The organism is Aureimonas phyllosphaerae, assembly GCF_047943035.1.
GTDB lineage: Bacteria > Pseudomonadota > Alphaproteobacteria > Rhizobiales > Rhizobiaceae > Aureimonas > Aureimonas phyllosphaerae.
This window is the reverse complement of the sequence record NZ_CP181348.1, coordinates 654,981-673,070: the sequence shown is the minus strand read 5'-3', so window position 1 is coordinate 673,070 and position 18,090 is coordinate 654,981. Positions and strand designations below refer to the sequence as shown.

Genomic DNA, 18,090 nt, shown 5'->3' with positions numbered 1-18,090 from the left:
AGGACCCGACCACAAGGACATTTCCCATGGCTGCCAAGGCCGCAACGTCCACCTTCCGGCCCGACCTCGTCGGCCGGGCCACGGTCGACGCCTTCAAAAAGCTCAATCCCGCAGCGCTGATGCGCAACCCGGTGATCTTCGTCACCGAGGTCGTGGCGGCGGTCGTCACCGTCCTCTTCGTGCGCGACCTCCTCGCCGGCAACCCGCTCCTCTTCATCGGCCAGATCATGGCCTGGCTCTGGTTCACGGTGCTGTTCGCCAACTTCGCCGAAGCCATCGCGGAAGGGCGCGGCCGGGCGCAGGCGGATAGCTTGCGCAAGGCGCGCACCGACACGATGGCCAAGCGCATGGCCTCGGCGAAAGACCGTACCGCCATCCAGTCCGTCTCCGCGCTCGACCTCAAGGTCGGCGACCACATCCTCGTCGAGACCGGCGACCTCGTGCCGGGCGACGGCGAGATCGTCGAGGGCATCGCCTCGGTGAACGAGGCGGCCGTGACGGGCGAATCCGCCCCCGTGATCCGCGAGGCGGGCGGCGACCGCTCGGCGGTCACCGGCGGCACCACCGTCGTCTCCGACTGGCTGGTCGTGCGCATCACCGCCGCCCCCGGCTCCTCCTTCCTCGACCGCATGATCGCGCTTGTCGAGGGCGCCGAGCGCCAGAAGACGCCGAACGAGCTCGCGCTCACCATCCTCCTCGTCGGCATGACGCTGATCTTCCTGATCGCCGTCGTCACGCTGACCGGCCTCTCGTCCTACGCGGGCGCCGCGGTCTCCGTGCCGATCCTCGTCGCGCTTCTCGTCACCCTCATCCCGACGACGATCGGCGGCCTCCTGTCGGCCATCGGCATCGCCGGCATGGACCGCCTGATCCGCCACAACGTCCTCGCCATGTCGGGCAAGGCCGTCGAGGCGTCGGGCGACGTCGACACGCTGCTTCTCGACAAGACCGGCACGATCACCTTCGGCAACCGCATGGCCTCGGAGTTCGTCGCGGTGCCGGGTGTCACCGACACGGAGGCCGCCCAGATCGCGGTCGAGGCCTCGCTTGCCGACGAGACGGCGGAAGGGCGCTCGATCCTGGTGCTGGCGCGCGAGAAGTACGGGATTGCCGTCCCCGAGACGGCGCGGGACGGGGCGACATTCATCCCCTTCTCGGCGGCCACCCGCCTGTCGGGCGTCGACACGGGGGGCAAGACCATCCGCAAGGGCGCGGTCGACGCCATCCGCCGCTTCGTGCGCGAGACCGCCGGCCGCGACGTCGAGGAGCCGCGAGCGTTCACCGAGGCCGTCGAGCGCATCGCGAAATCCGGCGGCACGCCGCTGGGGCTGGCCGAGAACGGCCGCTACATCGGCGTCATCCACCTGAAGGACGTCGTGAAGCCCGACATCAAGGAGCGCTTCGCCGAGCTTCGCCGCATGGGCATCCGCACCGTCATGGTGACGGGCGACAACCCGGTCACGGCCGCCGCGATCGCGGGCGAGGCGGGCGTCGACGACTTCATCGCGGAAGCCACCCCGCAGGACAAGCTGAACTACATCCGCAACGAGCAGCGCCAGGGGCGCCTGGTCGCCATGTGCGGCGACGGCACCAACGATGCGCCGGCGCTCGCCCAGGCCGATGTCGGCGTGGCCATGCAGACCGGCACACAGGCCGCCCGCGAGGCCGGCAACATGCTGGATCTCGATTCGGATCCGACCAAGCTCATCGAGATCGTCGGCATCGGCAAGCAGCTCCTGATGACGCGCGGGAGCCTGACGACCTTCTCGATCGCCAACGACGTCGCGAAATACTTCGCCATCATCCCGGCGCTGTTCATCGCGGCGATCCCCGAGCTCGGCGTCCTCAACGTCATGCGGCTCGCCACGCCCGAAAGCGCGATCCTGTCGGCAGTGATCTTCAACGCCCTCGTCATCGTCGCGCTCATCCCGCTGGCGCTGCGCGGCGTGCCCTACCGGGCGATGGACGCCGCGACGGTGCTGCGGCGGAACCTCCTGATCTACGGCCTCGGCGGCATCTTGGTGCCCTTCGTCGGCATCAAGATCATCGACCTTGCGGTCTCCGCCCTCGGCCTCGCCTGAACCCTTTCCAAGGATAGCATCCATGCTCTCGCAACTTCGCGCCGCGGCGACGCTCCTCGGCATCCTCACGATCCTCCTCGGGATCCTCTACCCCATGGCGATGACGGCGATCGCGGGTGCCGTCTTCCCGGCGCAGGCGTCGGGCAGTCTCGTCAGCCGCGACGGCCAGCCGGTCGGCTCCTCGCTGATCGGCCAGGCCTTCACGGATGCCCGCTACCTCCAGGGTCGTCCGTCCGCCGCCGGCAACGGCTACGACGGCGCCTCCTCGTCGGGCACCAACCTTGGCCCCACCAGCGCCAAGCTCGCCGAGCGCCTGAAGACGGACGGCGAGGCGATGAAGGCGGCGACCGGCGCGAGCACGCTGCCCGCCGACGCCATCACCACGTCCGGCTCGGGCCTCGATCCCGACGTCTCGCCGGCCTTCGCCGAGCTTCAGGTCGCCCGCATCGCCGGCGCGCGCGGCGTCGACGCTGATCTCGTGCGCCGCGCCATCGCCGAGAACACGGCGGGCCGCACGCTCCTCGTCCTCGGCGAGCCGCGCGTCAACGTCCTGGCGGTGAATCTCGCGCTCGATGCGGCGGCCCCCGCAACGCCCGCACCCGCTGCGGGCACGCCGACGGCCTCCGCCGACCAGCCGGCCGGCTGACGCGAACGCGCCCGGCGGGAGACCGCCGGGCCCCGATCTGCTATGGCGGATCCGACAGGAACGGACATGCGATGATCAAGGGAGACGGACCCCGCGCCTCTGCGGACGCCCTACTGGCTGGGGCCGAACGGGAGGGGCGCGGCCGTCTTCGCCTGTTTCTCGGCGCCGCGCCCGGCGTCGGCAAGACCTTCGCCATGCTGCAGGCCGCCCACGGCGCGGCGGGCACGGGGCGCTGCGTTCTCGTCGGCATCGTCGAGACGCACGGCCGCGCGGAGACGGAAGCCATGCTGGCGGGGCTCGAGGTCCTGCCGCGCAAGTCCATCCCCTACAAGGGGCGGCTCGTCCCCGAGTTCGACATCGACGCCGCGCTCGCCCGCCGCCCGCAGCTTCTTCTCGTCGATGAATACGCCCATTCCAACGTGCCGGGCTCGCGCCACCCGAAGCGCTGGCAGGACGTCGCGGAACTCCTCCAAGCGGGGATCGACGTCTGGACCACGATGAACGTTCAGCATGTCGAGAGCCTCAACGAGGTGGTCCAGCGGATCACGGGCGTGCGGGTACGCGAGACGGTGCCCGACACGACGCTGAAGGTCGCCGACGAGATCGTGCTCGTCGACCTGCCATCCGACGAGCTGATCCGGCGGCTCGCCGAGGGCAAGGTCTATGTCGAGGACACGGCCACCCGCGCCACGCAGAACTTCTTCAAGCCGTCCAATCTCACCGCGCTGCGCGAGCTGGCGCTCCGTCAGGTGGCCGCCCGCGTCGACAGCGACCTTCTGGAGCGCATGCAGGGCGGCGCGATCGAGGGTCCCTGGCCGGCGGGCGAGCGGCTTCTCGTCTGCCTCGGGGCAACCGGCACGCCGGAGCGCCTGGTGCGCGAGGCCAAGCGCCTCGCCGACCGGCTGGACGCCCCCTGGTTCGCGGTCACGATCGAGCGGCCCGGCCTGTCGCTGGCGCCGGCGGACGCCGCCCGCGTCGAGGCCGCGCTGCAGCTTGCGCGCACGCTCGGCGCCGCGACGCAGAGCCTCGTCGGCACCGATTTTCCCGGCGAGCTCCTGCGCTTCGCGCGCTTCGAGAACGTCACGCAGATCGTCGTAGGGCAGGCGCGCGCGCGCGGCCGCTGGTCCTGGCCGCTTCGGCCGAACCTTGCCGACGCACTGGTGCGCCGGGCCTCGGGGATCGCGATCCATGTCCTGACGGAGGAAACGGCCGCGGCTCGGGTGCGCCGGCCGATGCCGGAGCGGGGGCCGCTCACCGGCTATGCGACGGCGGCCGTCGGCGTCGCCGTCGCGACGCTCCTCGGCTCGGTGATGCGCCATTTCGTGGCGCTGCCGAACGTCTCGATGCTCTACCTCCTCGCGGTGCTCCTGCCGGCGCTGCGCAGCGGCGTCTGGCCGGCGATCCTCGCCTCGTTCCTGTCGTTCGCGGCCTACAATTTCTTCTTCATCGACCCGACCGGCACCTTCACGGTCGCGCGCCCGCACGAACTCCTGGCGCTCGCGATCTTCCTGATCATCGCCGTGTCGATCTCGGCTGTGGCGGGGCAGGCGCGCGAGCAGATGAAGGCCTCGGCGTCGCGTACGCGCGCCGCGCGCCGGCTCTACGAGTTCACCCGCACCCTTTCGGCGCTGGCCGATGCGGACCGCGTGATGGAGGCGGCGGCGAGCGAGATCAACGCGGCGACCGGGCGCGCTTGCGTCATTCTTCGACCGTCGGGGCCGGACCTTGCGATCGCCAGCGCCTGGCCGCCGGACGACCGGCTCGACACGCCCGCCCGCACCGCCGCCCGCTGGGCGTTCGAGAAGGGCGAGCCGGCGGGCGCAGGGACGGGCACGCTGCCGTCGAGCGGCTGGTCGTTCCTGCCGCTGCAGGCGCCCGACGGGACCGTCGGGGCGCTGGGGCTGGAGCACCCGGCAGATCTCGGGCCGCTCGACGTCGAGACGCGCACGCTGCTCGCCGCCCTTGCCGAGCAGACCGCCGCCGCGCTCCACCGCGCGCTCTTGTCGACCGAGGTGCGCCGCGCCCGCACGGCGGCCGAGACCGAGCGCGTTCGCAACATCCTCCTCGCCTCGATCAGCCACGACTTCCGCACCCCGCTCGCCTCGATCCTCGGATCGGCCACCGCGCTCATCGAATACGAGGAGCGGCTGGAGCGCGACGCGCGCCAGGACCTCCTTGCCGAGATCCGCGACGAGGCGAGCCGGCTCGACACGATGGTGCGCAACCTCCTGTCGATGACGCGGCTCGAGGCCGGCGCGCTCGAGGTGCGTCGCGACTGGATCGACGTCACCGAGGCGCTGGAGCGGCAGGTCGACCTCGCCCGCCGGCGCGGAGCCACCCAGCATTTCCGGCTCGTCGAGACGGCCGAGCGCATCCTCGCCTTCGTCGACGGGAACCTCCTCGACCAGGCGCTCGCCAACATCGTCGGCAACGCTGTGCGCCACGCGGGAGCGGGAGCGAAGGTGACGCTGTCGGCGCGACGCGACGGAGAATCGGTCGCGATCCGCATCGCCGACGACGGGCCCGGCGTGCCGGAGGATCTCGCGCCCTTCGTCTTCGAAAAGTTCACGCGGGCCCGCGCGCCGACGGGCGCCGATGGCGGCGACAGCGCGGGGCTCGGCCTTGCCATCGCCAAGGGGATCGTGGAAGCCCAGGGCGGCACGCTGGCGCTCCTGCCCCTGGAGCCGGGAACGAAGGGCGCCGCGTTCGAGATCCGGCTGCCGGGCGGGGGAGGCGCATGAGCCGTGCGACGATTCTCGTGGTGGACGACGAGCCGGCGATCCATCGCTTCCTGAAGCCCTCGCTGACGGCCGAGGGCTATGCCGTCCTCCAGGCCGCCAACGGCGCGGAAGGGTTGCGGATCGCCACGACGAGCGCGCCCGATGCCGTGGTGCTCGATCTCGGCCTGCCCGACATCGACGGTCTCGTGGTCATCGAGCGGCTGCGCCTCCACTCGGACGTTCCGATCGTCGTCCTGTCGGCGCGCGACCGCGAGTCGGAAAAGATCCGGGCGCTGGATCTCGGCGCCGACGACTATGTCGAGAAGCCGTTCGGCATCGGCGAACTGATGGCGCGCCTGCGCGCCGCGCTGCGCCACCGGCAGAAGGCCGCGAGCGCCGGGCCCTTCCAGGCCGGCGACCTGTCGCTCGACCTCGAGGCGCGGGTGGTGCGCAAGGGCGAGGCCGAGGTGCGCCTGACGCGCCGCGAGCTCGCGCTCCTCACCGTCCTCTTCCAGAACCTCGGCAAGGTCGTCACGCACCGCACGCTCTTGCGCGAGGTCTGGGGCAAGGCCAACGAGCACGACACGCAATATCTGCGGGTCTATATCGGCCATCTCCGCCAGAAGCTGGAGGACGACCCGAGCGCGCCGCGCCGCGTCCTCACCGAGCCGGGCGTCGGCTACCGGCTGGTGTGACCGATCGGGACAACCACGGCGGCAAGATCGCGGTTTCGTGTTCGACGGATCTTGAAAGCGTACGTTTCTGACACACGCAAGTTGACGCCATTAGCGGCTCTTCAACCCAGGCGATCTATCGTGGACGCTCCTTTCCTGTGGGGTCCATAATGCTGCGCAACCGATCGCTGCCGGTAAAGCTGACCATGATGCTGGCGTTCAGCCTTCTGCTGGTGACGGTTCTCGTCAGCGTCTCCGGTATCTTCCTTCTCCATTCCGACGCCGTCGGCCGGGCGCGCGATCGCCAGGAGGTGAACATGCGCGTCGCCTGGGACGTCCTGTCGTCCTACGGCAAGACCTATGCGCGGCGGGGCGACGTGCTCTACGCCGACGACACGCCGCTGAACGACGCGTCCGACGCGGTGGACCGCATCAAGGCGCTCGTCGGCGGCACGGCGACGATCTTCATGGGCGACAAGCGCGTGGCGACCAACGTCAAGAAGCCGGACGGCTCGCGCGCGGTCGGCACGACGCTGGCGGCCGGCCCCGTCTACGACGCGGTGCTGAAGGCCGGCACCTCCTTCCGCGGCGAGGCCGACATTCTCGGCACCTCCTATTTCACCGCCTACGATCCGATCCGCAACGCCAACGGCGAGACGATCGGCGTCCTCTATGTCGGCATACCGCAGGCCGAGTTCCTCGCCTCGATCGAGACCCTCCAGCGCACGCTGATCGCGGTCAGCATCGTCTCGGCGCTTCTCGTCGGCGCGCTCTACTACTGGACGGTGCGCCGGATGATGGCGCCGCTGAAGCCCCTGATCGAGACGATCGGCGACGTCGCAGAAGGCCGCACGGACGGCACGGTGACGGGCATGGATCGCGGCGACGAGATCGGCCGGATCGCCCGCTCGGTCGAGAAGCTGCGCGAGGCGCGAATCGCGCAGCGCCAGCTGGAGATCGACGCCGACGCCTCGCGCCAGACGCAGGCCGCCAGCGCCGAGCGCCAGCATGCCCTCGACAACGCGAAGGCGGAGGACCTTCGCGCCTTCGTGCATGCGGTAGAAGCGGGCTTCGCACGCCTGTCGGCCGGCGACCTGACGGTGCGCATGGGCGAGGCCGTGGCGCCCGAGTTCGAGCCGATCCGCGCCCAGTTCAACCAGTCGGTGGCCAAGCTCGAGGCCACCATCGGTCAGGTGGTCTCGGCGGTCGGCGCGATGCGCTCGGGCCTGTCGGAGATCACGGTCGCGGCGGGCGACCTCTCCCAGCGCACCGAGCAGCAGGCGGCCAATCTGGAGCAGACGGTCGCGGCGCTTGGTCAGGTGACGCGCGGCGTCGGCGAGACGGCGGCGCGCGCCGACGCCGCCCGCCAGTCGGCCTCCACCGCCTGCCGCGAGGCCGAGCGGGGCGGCGAGATCGTCGGCCGCGCGGTCTCGGCGATGGCTGAGATCGAACAGTCCTCGGCGCGCATCGGCAACATCATCGGCGTCATCGACGAGATCGCCTTCCAGACGAACCTTCTGGCGCTCAACGCGGGCGTCGAGGCCGCGCGCGCCGGGGAGGCCGGCCGGGGCTTTGCCGTCGTCGCACAGGAAGTGCGCGGTCTTGCCCAGCGCTCGGCGGAGGCGGCAAAGGAGATCAAGGCGCTGATCGAGGCGTCCGGCCATCAGGTGGGCTCGGGCGTCGAGCTCGTCTCGGCGTCGGGCCGCTCGCTGGAGGCGATCGTCGCGCAGGTCGGCGGCGTCGCGCAGTCGATCGCGGAGATGGCGGATGCGGCACGCGAGCAGGCGGTGGCGCTTCGCGAGGTGTCGGTCGCGGCCGACCAGATGGACAAGGTCACGCAGCAGAACGCGGCGATGGTGGAGGAGACGACGGCGGCGGCGCAGGCGCTGTCGGGCGAGACGGAGGGTCTGGCGGGCTTGGTGTCGGGGTTTGCGACGGGGGCGGGGCACCGTGTGGCTGCGATGCGCCCGGCGGCGTCGGCGGCCATGAAGCGCGCCGCGATCCAGCCGGCTCGACCGGCGGGGACCCGCGCACACGCTGGTCCCGCTTCGCACGCCGCACACGCGACGTCACGTCCGGTTGCGCAGATGCGCACCGCGGGTCATGGCGGGGCGGCTCCCAAGGCCGCGGCCGTGGAGGAGGGGTGGGAGGAGTTCTAAGGGTTCCCGCCGGAGCGACGATCCGACTGTTCTAAGACCGCCGCACTTCCAGAAGGGACGCGGCGGTCTTGCGTTGGACGGGTTCGGCGCGCTTGCCCCTCGGATCAGGGATTGCCCTTGCCGCCGTGCGCGCCGACCGCCGTGCCGGTCGAGAAGCTGGTGCCGTCCTCGGCCAGCGCCACGTAGAGCGGCGCGAGTTCGGCCGGCTGCCCGGCGCGGCCGAGCGGCGTGTCCTGCCCGAACTCGCCCATGGTGCCCTCGATCTGGCCGCCGGCGACCTGCAGCGGCGTCCAGACGGGACCCGGCGCCACGGCATTGACCCGGATCCCCTTCTTGGCGAGCTGCTTGGCCATGCCCTTGGTGAGGTTCAGGATCGCGGCCTTGGTCGAGGCGTAGTCGATCAGCTCCTCGCCGGGGTCGTAGGAATTGACCGAGATCGTGTTGATGATGACGCTGCCCGGCGGCAGGCTCGGGATCGCAGCCTTCGAGACGCGGAACGTGTGGAAGACGTTGGTCTCGTAGGTCCGCACGAACTGCTCGTCGGAAATCTCGGAAATGTCGGCCTTGGACTGCTGGTAGGCCGCGTTGTTGACGAGGAGGTCGAGCCCGCCGAGCGCCTCCACCGCCTGCCGCACGATGCCCTCGCAGGCGTCCAGCGTCCGGATGTCGGCGGGCAGAAGCACGGCCTTGCGCCCGGCCTCACGGATGAGCTTCGCGACGTCCTCGGCGTCCGGCTGCTCGTCGGGATGGTAGTTGATCGCGACGTCCGCTCCCTCGCGTGCGAAGGCGATCGCCGCCGCCCGGCCGATGCCGCTGTCGCCGCCCGTCACCAGTGCCCGGCGCCCGCTGAGCCGGCCGGAGCCGCGATAGCTCGTCTCGCCGCAGTCGGGCACCGGCGTCATCTGCGACTGGAGGCCGGGCCAGGGCTGCTTCTGCTCGGGGAAAGGCTCGCTGGTATAGCGCGTGCGCGGATCGCTGAGGCGCGGCGACCCGTCGGCCGCGGCAACGCTCCCCTCGTTCTGGGTCTGGGCGCCGGCCGGCGCCGCGATGGCGGCGGCGCCGAGGACTGCGCCGCCGAGGACTGTGCGGCGTGACAGGGTTCGATCGGTCATGGCTGAAGGCTTTCCCGGCTGGTGCGACGACGGGACCGCCTCCGACGCCACGGCCGCGACGCCGGCGTTCCCGCGTCTGGAAGCGGGCCGTGCGCGCCGAGGTTCCGCCGCCGCGGCAATTCGCGGCCCTGCCGGCGCAGCGATCTCGTTAGCCGGGAGCGTGCCGTCAGACGGCGGGCGAGGGGGCCGTGCGCCGCGACAGGGCGCCGAGGATGATGCGCTCGGCCCGCCCGAGATAGGCGTCCAGAAGGTCGGCGGCGTCCCTCGGTCGACCGGCCTCCAGCGCTTCCAGGATCGCCCGGTTGCCGTCGATGAAGGGCGCGTGCAGGGCTTCCGGCGTGTCGAGGAGGCCAAAGGCGAGGCGGAGTTCGGCGGCGACCTGCGCGTAGAAGACGGCGAGCCGCGCGCTATCGGCGAGATCCACGATCGCGGCATGGAACGCCATGTTGGCGCTGCCGACGCCCTGCCAGTCCGCGCGCTCGCGCGCCGCCTCGGCCCGCTCCACCGCCGAGCGCATGCGCGCGATCGCGGGATGGCGGGGCTCGGCGCCGGCCAGCGCCCGGCACTCCACCAGCCGCCGGACGCGGTAGATGTCGATCACCGCGGCATGGTCGGGCGTGGTGACGAAGACGCCGCGATGGGGCTCGTGGCGCAGCAGCCCGTCCTTGGTGAGGAGCCGGAACGCCTCGCGCAGCGTGTTGCGCGACACCGACAGCTCGGCCGCGAGCGCGTTTTCCGACAGGCGCTGACCCGGCAGGAGTTCGCCCGCGATGATGCGGTCGCGCAGCCGCTCGGCGAGCCGCCCGGTGAGCGCGGACAATGCGATGTCCGGCGCGCTCATGCGACCCGGCCTGCCGCGAAGCCGAGGCTCCCAGTCGCTCCTCGCATCGTCATCGCGCTTTCCTGCTCCGTTCGAAGACGCCGCGACCATCGGCCATACAGCCGGCGCGATCAAGCAGGGCGGCCGCGCCCGAGGCGAAGGATGTGAAGAAAATTGTTCAACCAGTGGGCGATCGCCTGCGCCCACAGACGGCAGTTTGCCCAGACCCTGCACATTTTGAAGGGCAGTCATGCAATAATCGTTGAACAATATTGACGTCGAAGTTCAATCCAACGAAGCTGCTCTCGCAATTCGGCCTCAATTCTCCGGCGCGCGCCGCCCCAAGGAAGCCCGAACGATGGATCCAGCCACCTCTTCCCGGCAGCCCCAGCCGGCTGCCTCCACCACCTTCGGGCGGGGCAACGAATCGAAGCGCTTCGCGCTGATCTCGGCCGTGTTCCTGATGGCGACGGCCGCCAGCGGTCCGGGCTTCATCACCCAGACGGCGACCTTCACCCAGACCATGGGCGCCGCCTTCGCCTTCGGCATCCTCGCCTCGGTGATCATCGACTACATCGTCCAGATCAACATCTGGCGGATCGTCGCCGCGACGCGCATGCGCGCCTCCGACATCGCCAACGCGGCAATTCCCGGCTCGGGCTACCTCCTCGCCTTCCTCGTCATCCTCGGCGGCCTGTTCTTCAACATCGCCAACGTGGCGGGCGCCGGCCTCGGCCTCAACGCGCTGGTCGGCCTCGATCCCAAGATCGGCGGCGCGCTCTCGGCGCTGCTGGCCATCGGCATCTTCCTTAACAAGCGCGCGGGCGGCGTCATGGACCGCACCATGATCGCGCTCGGCACGGTCAAGATCGCGCTGATCCTCTTCGTCGCCTATTCGGCGAGCCCGCCGGTCGGCGAGGCGCTGCGCCAGACGGTCTGGCCGGACACGATCGACTTCCCGACCATCACCACCATCGTCGGCGGCACGGTCGGCGGCTACCTCACCTATGCCGGCGCGCATCGCCTCCTCGACAAGGGGCTGGTCGGCCGCGATAACATTCCGTCCGTCACCAAGGCCGCGCTGAACGGCATCACGGTGACGGGCATCATGCGCTTCATCCTGTTCCTCGGCATTCTCGGCGTCGTGTCGTCGGGCGTGACGCTGGATCTGTCGGGTCGCACCGCCAATCCGGCCGCACAGGCCTTCGGTCATGCTGTCGGCGAATTCGGCTTCCGCGTCTTCGGCCTGATCTTCTGGGCCGCCGGCATGAGCTCGATCATCGGCGCGGCCTATACGTCGGTCTCCTTCATGACCGCCTTCAAGCCGGGCATGGGTGACCGCGCCCGCTCGTGGGCGACCGTCGTCTTCATCGCCATCTCGCTCGCCGTGTTCCTGCTGATCGGCACGACGCCAGCCGCGCTCCTCGTCTTCGTCGGCGGCTTCAACGGGCTGGTGCTGCCGATCGGCCTCACCATCATCCTCTACGCCGCCTGGGCTCGGCGCGACCTGATGGGCGACTATCGTCATCCTGCCTGGCTCTTCGCGCTCGGCGTCGCGACGGCCGCACTCACCTGGTGGATGGGCTATCGCTCGATAGGCCCCATCTTCGCCTTCCTCGGCCGCTGACGCGACAGGAGCATTCCATGCGTTCGATCGACCTCAACAGCGATCTCGGCGAAAGCTACGGTGCCTGGACGATGGGCGAGGACGAGACCATGCTCGGCCTCGTCTCCTCCGCCAACGTCGCCTGCGGGTTTCACGCAGGCGACCCGGCCGGCATCCTGCGCACGCTGAAGAGCGCGGCCGCGCGGGGCGTCGCGATCGGCGCCCACGTCTCCTATCCCGACCGCGGCGGCTTCGGCCGCCGCAACATGGACGTCGCGTCCGAGGACCTCGTCGCCGACGTCATCTACCAGATCGGCGCGCTGAAGAGCCTCGCGGAGGTGGCGGGCACCCACGTCACCTACGTCAAGCCGCACGGGGCGCTCTACAACACGATCGCGAGCGACCCCCGGCAGGGCCGCGACGTGGTGGAGGCGATCCTCGCCGTCGACCGGTCGCTGGTCCTGATGTGCCTCGCCAACGCGCCGCTGGTGCGGCTCGCCGAGGCCGCGGGCCTCGAGACCGTCTCGGAAGCCTTCGCCGACCGCGCCTATACGCCGGAGGGCACCCTGGTCTCCCGCCGCGAGCCGGGCGCCGTGATCCACGATCCCGCCGTGGTCGCGGCCCGCATGGCGCGCCTCGCCTCCGCCGGCGAGATCGAGGCGGTGGACGGCTCCGTCGTTCGCCTGCACGCCCAGTCGATCTGCGTCCATGGCGACAGTCCCGGCGCGGTCTCGATCGCCCGCGCCGTGCGCGAGCGCCTGGAGGCCGACGGCATCACGATCTCGCCCTTCGCATCCGCCCGGGGAGACATGTCATGAGCGGCTCCGGCACGCTGGACGCCTTGCGCGAGGCGGGCCGCGCGGCCCGTGCGCGCTACCGCGCCGGCCTCGTCCAGCCGACGGCTGGCGTCGCGCCCGGCCTGACCCAGGCCAACATGATCGCCCTGCCGCGCGACTGGGCCTTCGACTTCCTGCTCTATGCCCAGCGCAACCCGAAGAGCTGCCCCGTCCTCGACGTACTGGAGGCGGGTTCGCGCGAGACGGTGCTGGCCGACGGGGCGGACGTCGCACGCGACATCCCGCTCTACCGCGTCTGGCGCGACGGCCGGCTGGCAGACGAGGTACCCGATGCCGCCGCCGCCTACGAGGAGGCCGGCGACCTCGTCACCTTCCTGATCGGCTGCTCCTTCACCTTCGAGGCGCCGCTTCAGGAGGCCGGCATCGAGGTGCGCCACATCACGGGCGGCACCAACGTGCCGATGTACCTGACCAACCGCCCCTGCCGCCCGGCCGGGCGCCTGTCGGGCCCGATGGTCGTGTCCATGCGGCCGATCCCGGCGAACCGCGTGGCGGACGCCGCCCTGATCTCGGGTCGCTTTCCCGCCGTCCACGGTGCGCCGGTGCATGTCGGCGACCCCCAGAGCCTCGGCATCGCCGACCTCGCCAAGCCCGACTTCGGCGACGCCGTGCCGATCGAGCCCGGCGAGATCCCGGTCTTCTGGGCCTGCGGGGTGACGCCGCAGGCGGCGGTGATGGCCTCGCGCGTGCCCTTTGCCGTCACCCACGCACCGGGGCACATGTTCGTCACCGACGTGCCCGACGCTGCCTACCACGTCTGAGGATCCCGGATGCGCATCCTTCCCGTCAGCCTGCGGGTCGTGCTGGTCGAGCTTGCCGACCTCGACGAGACGCTGGCGCTCTTCGCCTCCCTGGAGGCGCAACCCGTGGCCGCGGTCGAGGAGATCGTGCCGGCCGCGCGCACGCTTCTCGTGCGCTTCCGGCCGGGAACGCTCCCCGATATGGCGGCCTTTGCCGCCGACCTTCGCAGCCGCGACATCTCGGCGAAGGCAGCGGCCTCCGAGCGCCTCGTCGAGATCCCGACGCTCTACGACGGCGAGGATCTCGACGACGTCGCGCGGCTGACGGGCCTCGCGCCGGAGGCGGTGATTGCCCGGCACACCGCATCCGAGTTCACCGTCGCCTTCACCGGCTTTGCGCCGGGCTTCGGTTATCTTGTCGGCGGCGATCCCGCGCTCCATGTCGCGCGGCGCCAGAGCCCGCGCACCCGCATTCCCGCCGGCACCGTGGCGCTGGCCGGCCCGTTCGCCGGAGTCTACCCGCAGGAGGGGCCGGGCGGCTGGCAGCTGATCGGCACGACGCCGCTCAAGATGTTCGACCTCGCGCGCGACCCCTCGACCCTGTTCCAGCCGGGCACGCGCGTGCGCTTCACGCGGCTGGCCGACCGGGCGGCGTTCGATGCCATCGCCGCGCGGGAAGCGGCGCGCGTGCAGGCCGTTGCCGCGCCCGCGCTCCCCGGCGGCACGCGCTTGCTCGTGACCGCCGCGCCGATGCCGCCGCTGTTCCAGGACGACGGACGACCGGGGCAGGCGGCGCAAGGGGTTTCCGCCTCCGGCGCGCTCGACCGCGCCGCGCTCCATGCCGCCAACCGGCTCGTCGGCAACGAGCCGGGCGAGCCGGCGCTCGAGATCGTCGGCGGGGGCTTCGCCGTCACGGCGGAGGGACCCGCAGTCGTCGCCATCGCCGGCACGGATGCGGCGCTCGAGATCCGCGACGCGGCAGGCCGCCGGCAGATCGCCGAGGCCTATCGCCCGGTCTCGCTCGAACCCGGTGACCGTGTCACGCTCCAGGCGCCCCGGCGCGGCCTTCGCACCTATCTCGCGGTCCGCGGCGGCTTTGCCGTCGAGCCGGTGCTGGGGTCGGCGTCGGTGGATTCTCTCGCCCGCCTCGGTCCGCCCGCCGTTGGCGTCGGCGACCGGCTGGCGGTGAACGCCCGGCCGCCCCGTCGCCCCGTCGGCGCGCCGGAGGTGCCCCCGGCCGATCTCCCAGCGCCCGGCGAGACCGTGGTGCTCGACGTCGTCATGGGCCCCCGCACCGAATGGTTCACCGATGCCGGCATCCAAACTCTGACGGCGCAGACGTGGACGGTGACGCCGCTGTCCAACCGCGTCGGCCTGCGCATCGAGGGTGCGGTGCCGCTGGAGCGCCGCGATTCCAAGGCCGAACTGCCGAGCGAGGGCACGGCCAACGGCGCGATCCAGGTGCCGCACAACGGCCAGCCCGTCCTCTTCCTCGCCGATCATCCGCTGACCGGCGGCTATCCCGTCATCGCGACGCTCGCCGAGCACCATCTCGACCGGGCCGGGCAGATCCCGGTCGGCGCGCGCATCCGCTTCAACGTGATCCGGCCCTTTGCCGAGATCGAACCCGAACGCAGCGAAGGTCGTCCATGAGAAAAGTCCTGATCGCCAATCGCGGCGAGATCGCGCTTCGCATCGCACGGGCCTGCCGCGACCACGGCGTCGCCTCCGTCGCCGTCTATGCCGACGTCGACGCCGACGCACCTTTCGTGCGCTTTGCGGACGAGGCCTATCCGCTTGGCGGCAACGCGCCCGCCGACACCTATCTCCACATCGAGAAACTGCTCGACGTCGCGCGGCGTGCGGGCGCCGACGCCGTCCATCCCGGCTACGGCTTCCTGTCCGAGCGGCCGGAATTCGCCCGCGCGGTGACGGAGGCCGGCATCAACTGGATCGGCCCAGACGCCGGTGTGATCGAGGCGCTCGGGGACAAGACGCGCGCGCGCGAGATCGCCGCCCGCGTCGGCGCACCGCTGGTGCCGGGCTCCGACGGGCCGGTGAAGGACGCGGGCGAGGCGCTGCGCTTTGCCGAGGCGCACGGGCTGCCGATCGCGATCAAGGCGGCCTTCGGCGGCGGTGGGCGCGGCATGAAGGTCGCCTGGAGGCTCGAAGAGGTGGAAGAACTCTTCGCCTCCGCGACGCGCGAGGCAGAAGCCGCCTTCGGGCGCGGCGAATGCTTCGTCGAGCGCTTCCTCGACCGGCCCCGCCATGTCGAGGCGCAGATCCTTGCCGATCGCCATGGCACGGTGCTCGTCGTCGGCACGCGCGATTGCTCGCTGCAGCGCCGGAACCAGAAGCTGGTGGAGGAGGCGCCCGCGCCCTTCCTCAGCCTTGAACAGCGCGAGCGGATCCACGAGGGCGCGCGCGCCGTGTGCGCCGAAGCCGGCTATGTCGGCGCCGGCACGGTGGAGTTCCTCCTGGGGCAGGACGGCACCATCTCGTTCCTCGAGGTCAACACGCGGCTGCAGGTCGAGCACCCCGTGACGGAGGAGACGACCGGCCTCGATCTCGTGGTGGAGCAGCTTCGAATCGCAGACGGCGAGCCGCTGCGGATCTCCTCGACGCCCGAGCCGCGTGGTCACTCGATCGAATTCCGCATCAATGCCGAAGATCCCGCTCGCGGCTTCCTGCCGACGCCGGGTCCCGTCACCCTGTTCGATCCGCCCTCGGGGCCGGGCGTTCGGGTGGATGCCGGCGTCGTGTCGGGCTCGGTCGTGCCGGGACACTTCGATTCGATGATGGCGAAACTCGTCGTCACCGGGCCGACGCGCGCGGCGGCGATCGCGCGCGCGCGCCGCGCCCTCTCCGAGTTCCGCATCGAGGGCGTCGCGACCGTGCTGCCGTTCCACCGGGCGGTTCTGGACGCGCCGGATTTCGCGGGCGACGCGCTGCGCGTCCACACCCGCTGGATCGAGACGGAGTTTGCCGGCGAACTGGCCGCAGCCGCTCGTCCCGAGCCGCTCGACGAGATGGCGACTGTGCGGCTGCCGGTCGAGATCGACGGGCGCCGTCACATGCTGGGATTGCCGGCGGCCTTTCTGGCCCGGCTCGGCACGACCGGCGGCGCGCCGGTCGCCGCCGCCGAGGAGACGCCGGCGGATGCCGCGCGTCTCGCGGCGCCCGTCGCCGGGACGTTGCAGGGCTGGCGCGTCGAGGACGGCGCTCGCGTCGAAGCCGGGCAGGTCGTCGCCGTGATGGAGGCGATGAAGATGGAAACGCAGGTGACGGCCCATGCGGCCGGGACCATCGCGCTTGTCGCCGAGCCCGGCGCCTATCTCCAGGCGGGCGAGGCGCTCGCCCGGATCGAGGCGGGACCGGCCTGACGCCGGTCCGCCTGCCGGGACATCAGGCGCCGAGGGCGTAGGCGTGGATCGTCGCCGCGCCGAAGGGGCGGTCGAGATCGGCCATCGCGATGGCGTAGCGCGAGCGGATCGTCTCGATATGGACCGGCGTGGCGGCGAGGTCGGCGGCGATGCGGTCGAACCCGCCGCGCCCGCCCCGTCCCGTGACGCCCGCCCGCACCACTGCGTCGGCATAGGCGTCCGCGTCGTCCTCCGAGAGGCCGAGATGGCCGGCGGCCCACAGGCCGACCAGCCGGTCGGCGCGCGCGCGGTCGCAGAAGGACCGGCGCTCGGCCAGCGCGTGGCGGGTTTCCGACAGTTCGTGGAGACGATCGATGTCCTGTATGAGTCCGCTTCCCCTCGTTGATCCCCGTCGCCGGCATCTCGGGCGACAGGGACGAGGCTAGGCGACGGCTCTCAAGGGAGCGCGAATCTCAAGACGACAATTGAATCGAACGGCCGGGAAAAGTGTTGCCGGGCCGTTAACGCGGCCCCGCGAAACCGGCTTGTGCGCTTACGATCTCGCGAGGATTCGATCACGCTCCCGCGATCAGGACCGCGCCACGGAGTGCGAGAAGATGTCCTCCTCGTCCCAGCCGAGGAGGTCGAGCTTGGCACGCGTCGGCAGGAAGGCGAAGGCGGCTTCGGCGATCTCAAGCCGGTCCTCGCGCTCGAGACGCTTCAGGAGCACGCCCATCAGGTCGTGGAGATAGAGGACGTCCGAGGCGGCGTAGTCGAGCTGGGCGGGGGTGAGCGTCTCGGCCGCCCAGTCCGACGACTGCTGCTGCTTCGACAGATCGACCCCGATCAGCTCCTTCGACAGGTCCTTGAGGCCGTGCCGGTCGGTATAGGTGCGCGTCAGTCGCGAGGCGATCTTGGTGCAGAAGACCGGCTGCGTCATCACGCCGAACGCGTGGTAGAGCGCGGCGATGTCGAAGCGGGCATAGTGGAAGATCTTGCGCTTCGTCGTGTCGGCCAGAAGCGCGCAGAGGTTGGGCGCCTCGCGCTGGCCCTTTGCGATCTGCACGATGTCGGCGGTGCCGTCGCCCGGCGACAGCTGCACCACGCAGAGACGGTCGCGCCGGGTGTCGAGGCCGAGCGTCTCGGTGTCGATGGCGACCGATCCGGTGTAGCGAGCGAGGTCGGGAAGGTCTCCCTTGTGGACGCGGATCGTCATGGCTGCGGTCTCCAGGCCCCTTCGGGCGGGGCGTATGTCGGGTGGATGCGTTTCGTGCGCGGGGCATAGCGGATTTCGCGCCCCGGCCAAACCCCGC

General features: G+C 71.1%; 14 protein-coding genes. 10 read left to right on the top strand and 4 right to left on the bottom strand.

The window, feature by feature from the left end:
- Positions 1-26: 26 nt before the first annotated feature.
- The 5 genes from kdpB (at position 27) to ACLNGM_RS03010 (ending at position 8,280) form a co-directional block, all read left to right on the top strand.
- Complete coding sequence (gene kdpB / locus ACLNGM_RS03030) at positions 27-2,081, top strand: potassium-transporting ATPase subunit KdpB (RefSeq protein ID WP_416357130.1); 2,055 nt, start codon at positions 27-29, stop codon at positions 2,079-2,081.
- Positions 2,082-2,103: 22 nt separating this feature from the next.
- Positions 2,104-2,727: a potassium-transporting ATPase subunit KdpC gene (gene kdpC, locus ACLNGM_RS03025; protein ID WP_416357129.1), complete on the top strand. Its 624-nt coding sequence runs from the start codon at positions 2,104-2,106 to the stop codon at positions 2,725-2,727.
- Positions 2,728-2,798: 71 nt separating this feature from the next.
- Entirely contained in the window at positions 2,799-5,468 is a 2,670-nt protein-coding gene (locus tag ACLNGM_RS03020; protein ID WP_416357128.1) for a DUF4118 domain-containing protein, read from the top strand.
- Positions 5,465-6,142: a response regulator gene (locus ACLNGM_RS03015; protein ID WP_416357127.1), complete on the top strand. Its 678-nt coding sequence runs from the start codon at positions 5,465-5,467 to the stop codon at positions 6,140-6,142. Before ACLNGM_RS03020 ends, ACLNGM_RS03015 begins: the two co-directional genes overlap by 4 nt.
- A 149-nt stretch (positions 6,143-6,291) precedes the next feature.
- Positions 6,292-8,280, top strand: a complete 1,989-nt coding sequence (locus ACLNGM_RS03010; RefSeq protein WP_416357126.1) for a methyl-accepting chemotaxis protein — start codon at positions 6,292-6,294, stop codon at positions 8,278-8,280.
- Positions 8,281-8,384: 104 nt separating this feature from the next.
- Here ACLNGM_RS03010 and ACLNGM_RS03005 read toward each other — a convergent pair whose 3' ends face one another.
- Together ACLNGM_RS03005 and ACLNGM_RS03000 are read right to left on the bottom strand one after the other, a co-directional pair.
- Positions 8,385-9,392, bottom strand: a complete 1,008-nt coding sequence (locus ACLNGM_RS03005; protein ID WP_416357125.1) for an SDR family oxidoreductase — start codon at positions 9,390-9,392, stop codon at positions 8,385-8,387.
- Between the two features lie 166 nt (positions 9,393-9,558).
- Entirely contained in the window at positions 9,559-10,233 is a 675-nt protein-coding gene (locus tag ACLNGM_RS03000) for a GntR family transcriptional regulator (protein WP_416357124.1), read from the bottom strand.
- Positions 10,234-10,570: 337 nt separating this feature from the next.
- On the opposite strand from ACLNGM_RS03000, the gene ACLNGM_RS02995 reads away from it, so the two are divergent.
- Genes ACLNGM_RS02995 through ACLNGM_RS02975 form a run of 5 tightly spaced genes read left to right on the top strand, consistent with a single transcriptional unit; the run spans position 10,571 to position 16,798 of the window.
- Positions 10,571-11,839: an NRAMP family divalent metal transporter gene (locus ACLNGM_RS02995; protein WP_416357123.1), complete on the top strand. Its 1,269-nt coding sequence runs from the start codon at positions 10,571-10,573 to the stop codon at positions 11,837-11,839.
- A 17-nt stretch (positions 11,840-11,856) separates the two neighbouring features.
- Positions 11,857-12,636, top strand: coding sequence for a LamB/YcsF family protein (locus tag ACLNGM_RS02990; RefSeq protein WP_416357122.1), 780 nt, complete (start codon positions 11,857-11,859; stop codon positions 12,634-12,636).
- Positions 12,633-13,436, top strand: a complete 804-nt coding sequence (locus tag ACLNGM_RS02985) for a putative hydro-lyase (protein WP_416357121.1) — start codon at positions 12,633-12,635, stop codon at positions 13,434-13,436. Before ACLNGM_RS02990 ends, ACLNGM_RS02985 begins: the two co-directional genes overlap by 4 nt.
- Positions 13,437-13,445: 9 nt before the next feature.
- On the top strand, positions 13,446-15,068 hold the full coding sequence (locus ACLNGM_RS02980; protein ID WP_416357120.1) for a carboxyltransferase domain-containing protein: 1,623 nt from the start codon (positions 13,446-13,448) through the stop codon (positions 15,066-15,068).
- Positions 15,065-16,798, top strand: a complete 1,734-nt coding sequence (locus tag ACLNGM_RS02975; RefSeq protein WP_416357119.1) for an acetyl/propionyl/methylcrotonyl-CoA carboxylase subunit alpha — start codon at positions 15,065-15,067, stop codon at positions 16,796-16,798. The genes ACLNGM_RS02980 and ACLNGM_RS02975 overlap by 4 nt, the downstream gene beginning before the upstream one ends.
- A 22-nt stretch (positions 16,799-16,820) precedes the next feature.
- Here ACLNGM_RS02975 and ACLNGM_RS02970 read toward each other — a convergent pair whose 3' ends face one another.
- Together ACLNGM_RS02970 and ACLNGM_RS02965 are read right to left on the bottom strand one after the other, a co-directional pair.
- Complete coding sequence (locus ACLNGM_RS02970; protein WP_416358376.1) at positions 16,821-17,114, bottom strand: ATPase inhibitor subunit zeta; 294 nt, start codon at positions 17,112-17,114, stop codon at positions 16,821-16,823.
- Between the two features lie 252 nt (positions 17,115-17,366).
- Positions 17,367-17,993, bottom strand: a complete 627-nt coding sequence (locus ACLNGM_RS02965) for a ribonuclease D (RefSeq protein WP_090965835.1) — start codon at positions 17,991-17,993, stop codon at positions 17,367-17,369.
- Positions 17,994-18,090: the final 97 nt, after the last annotated feature.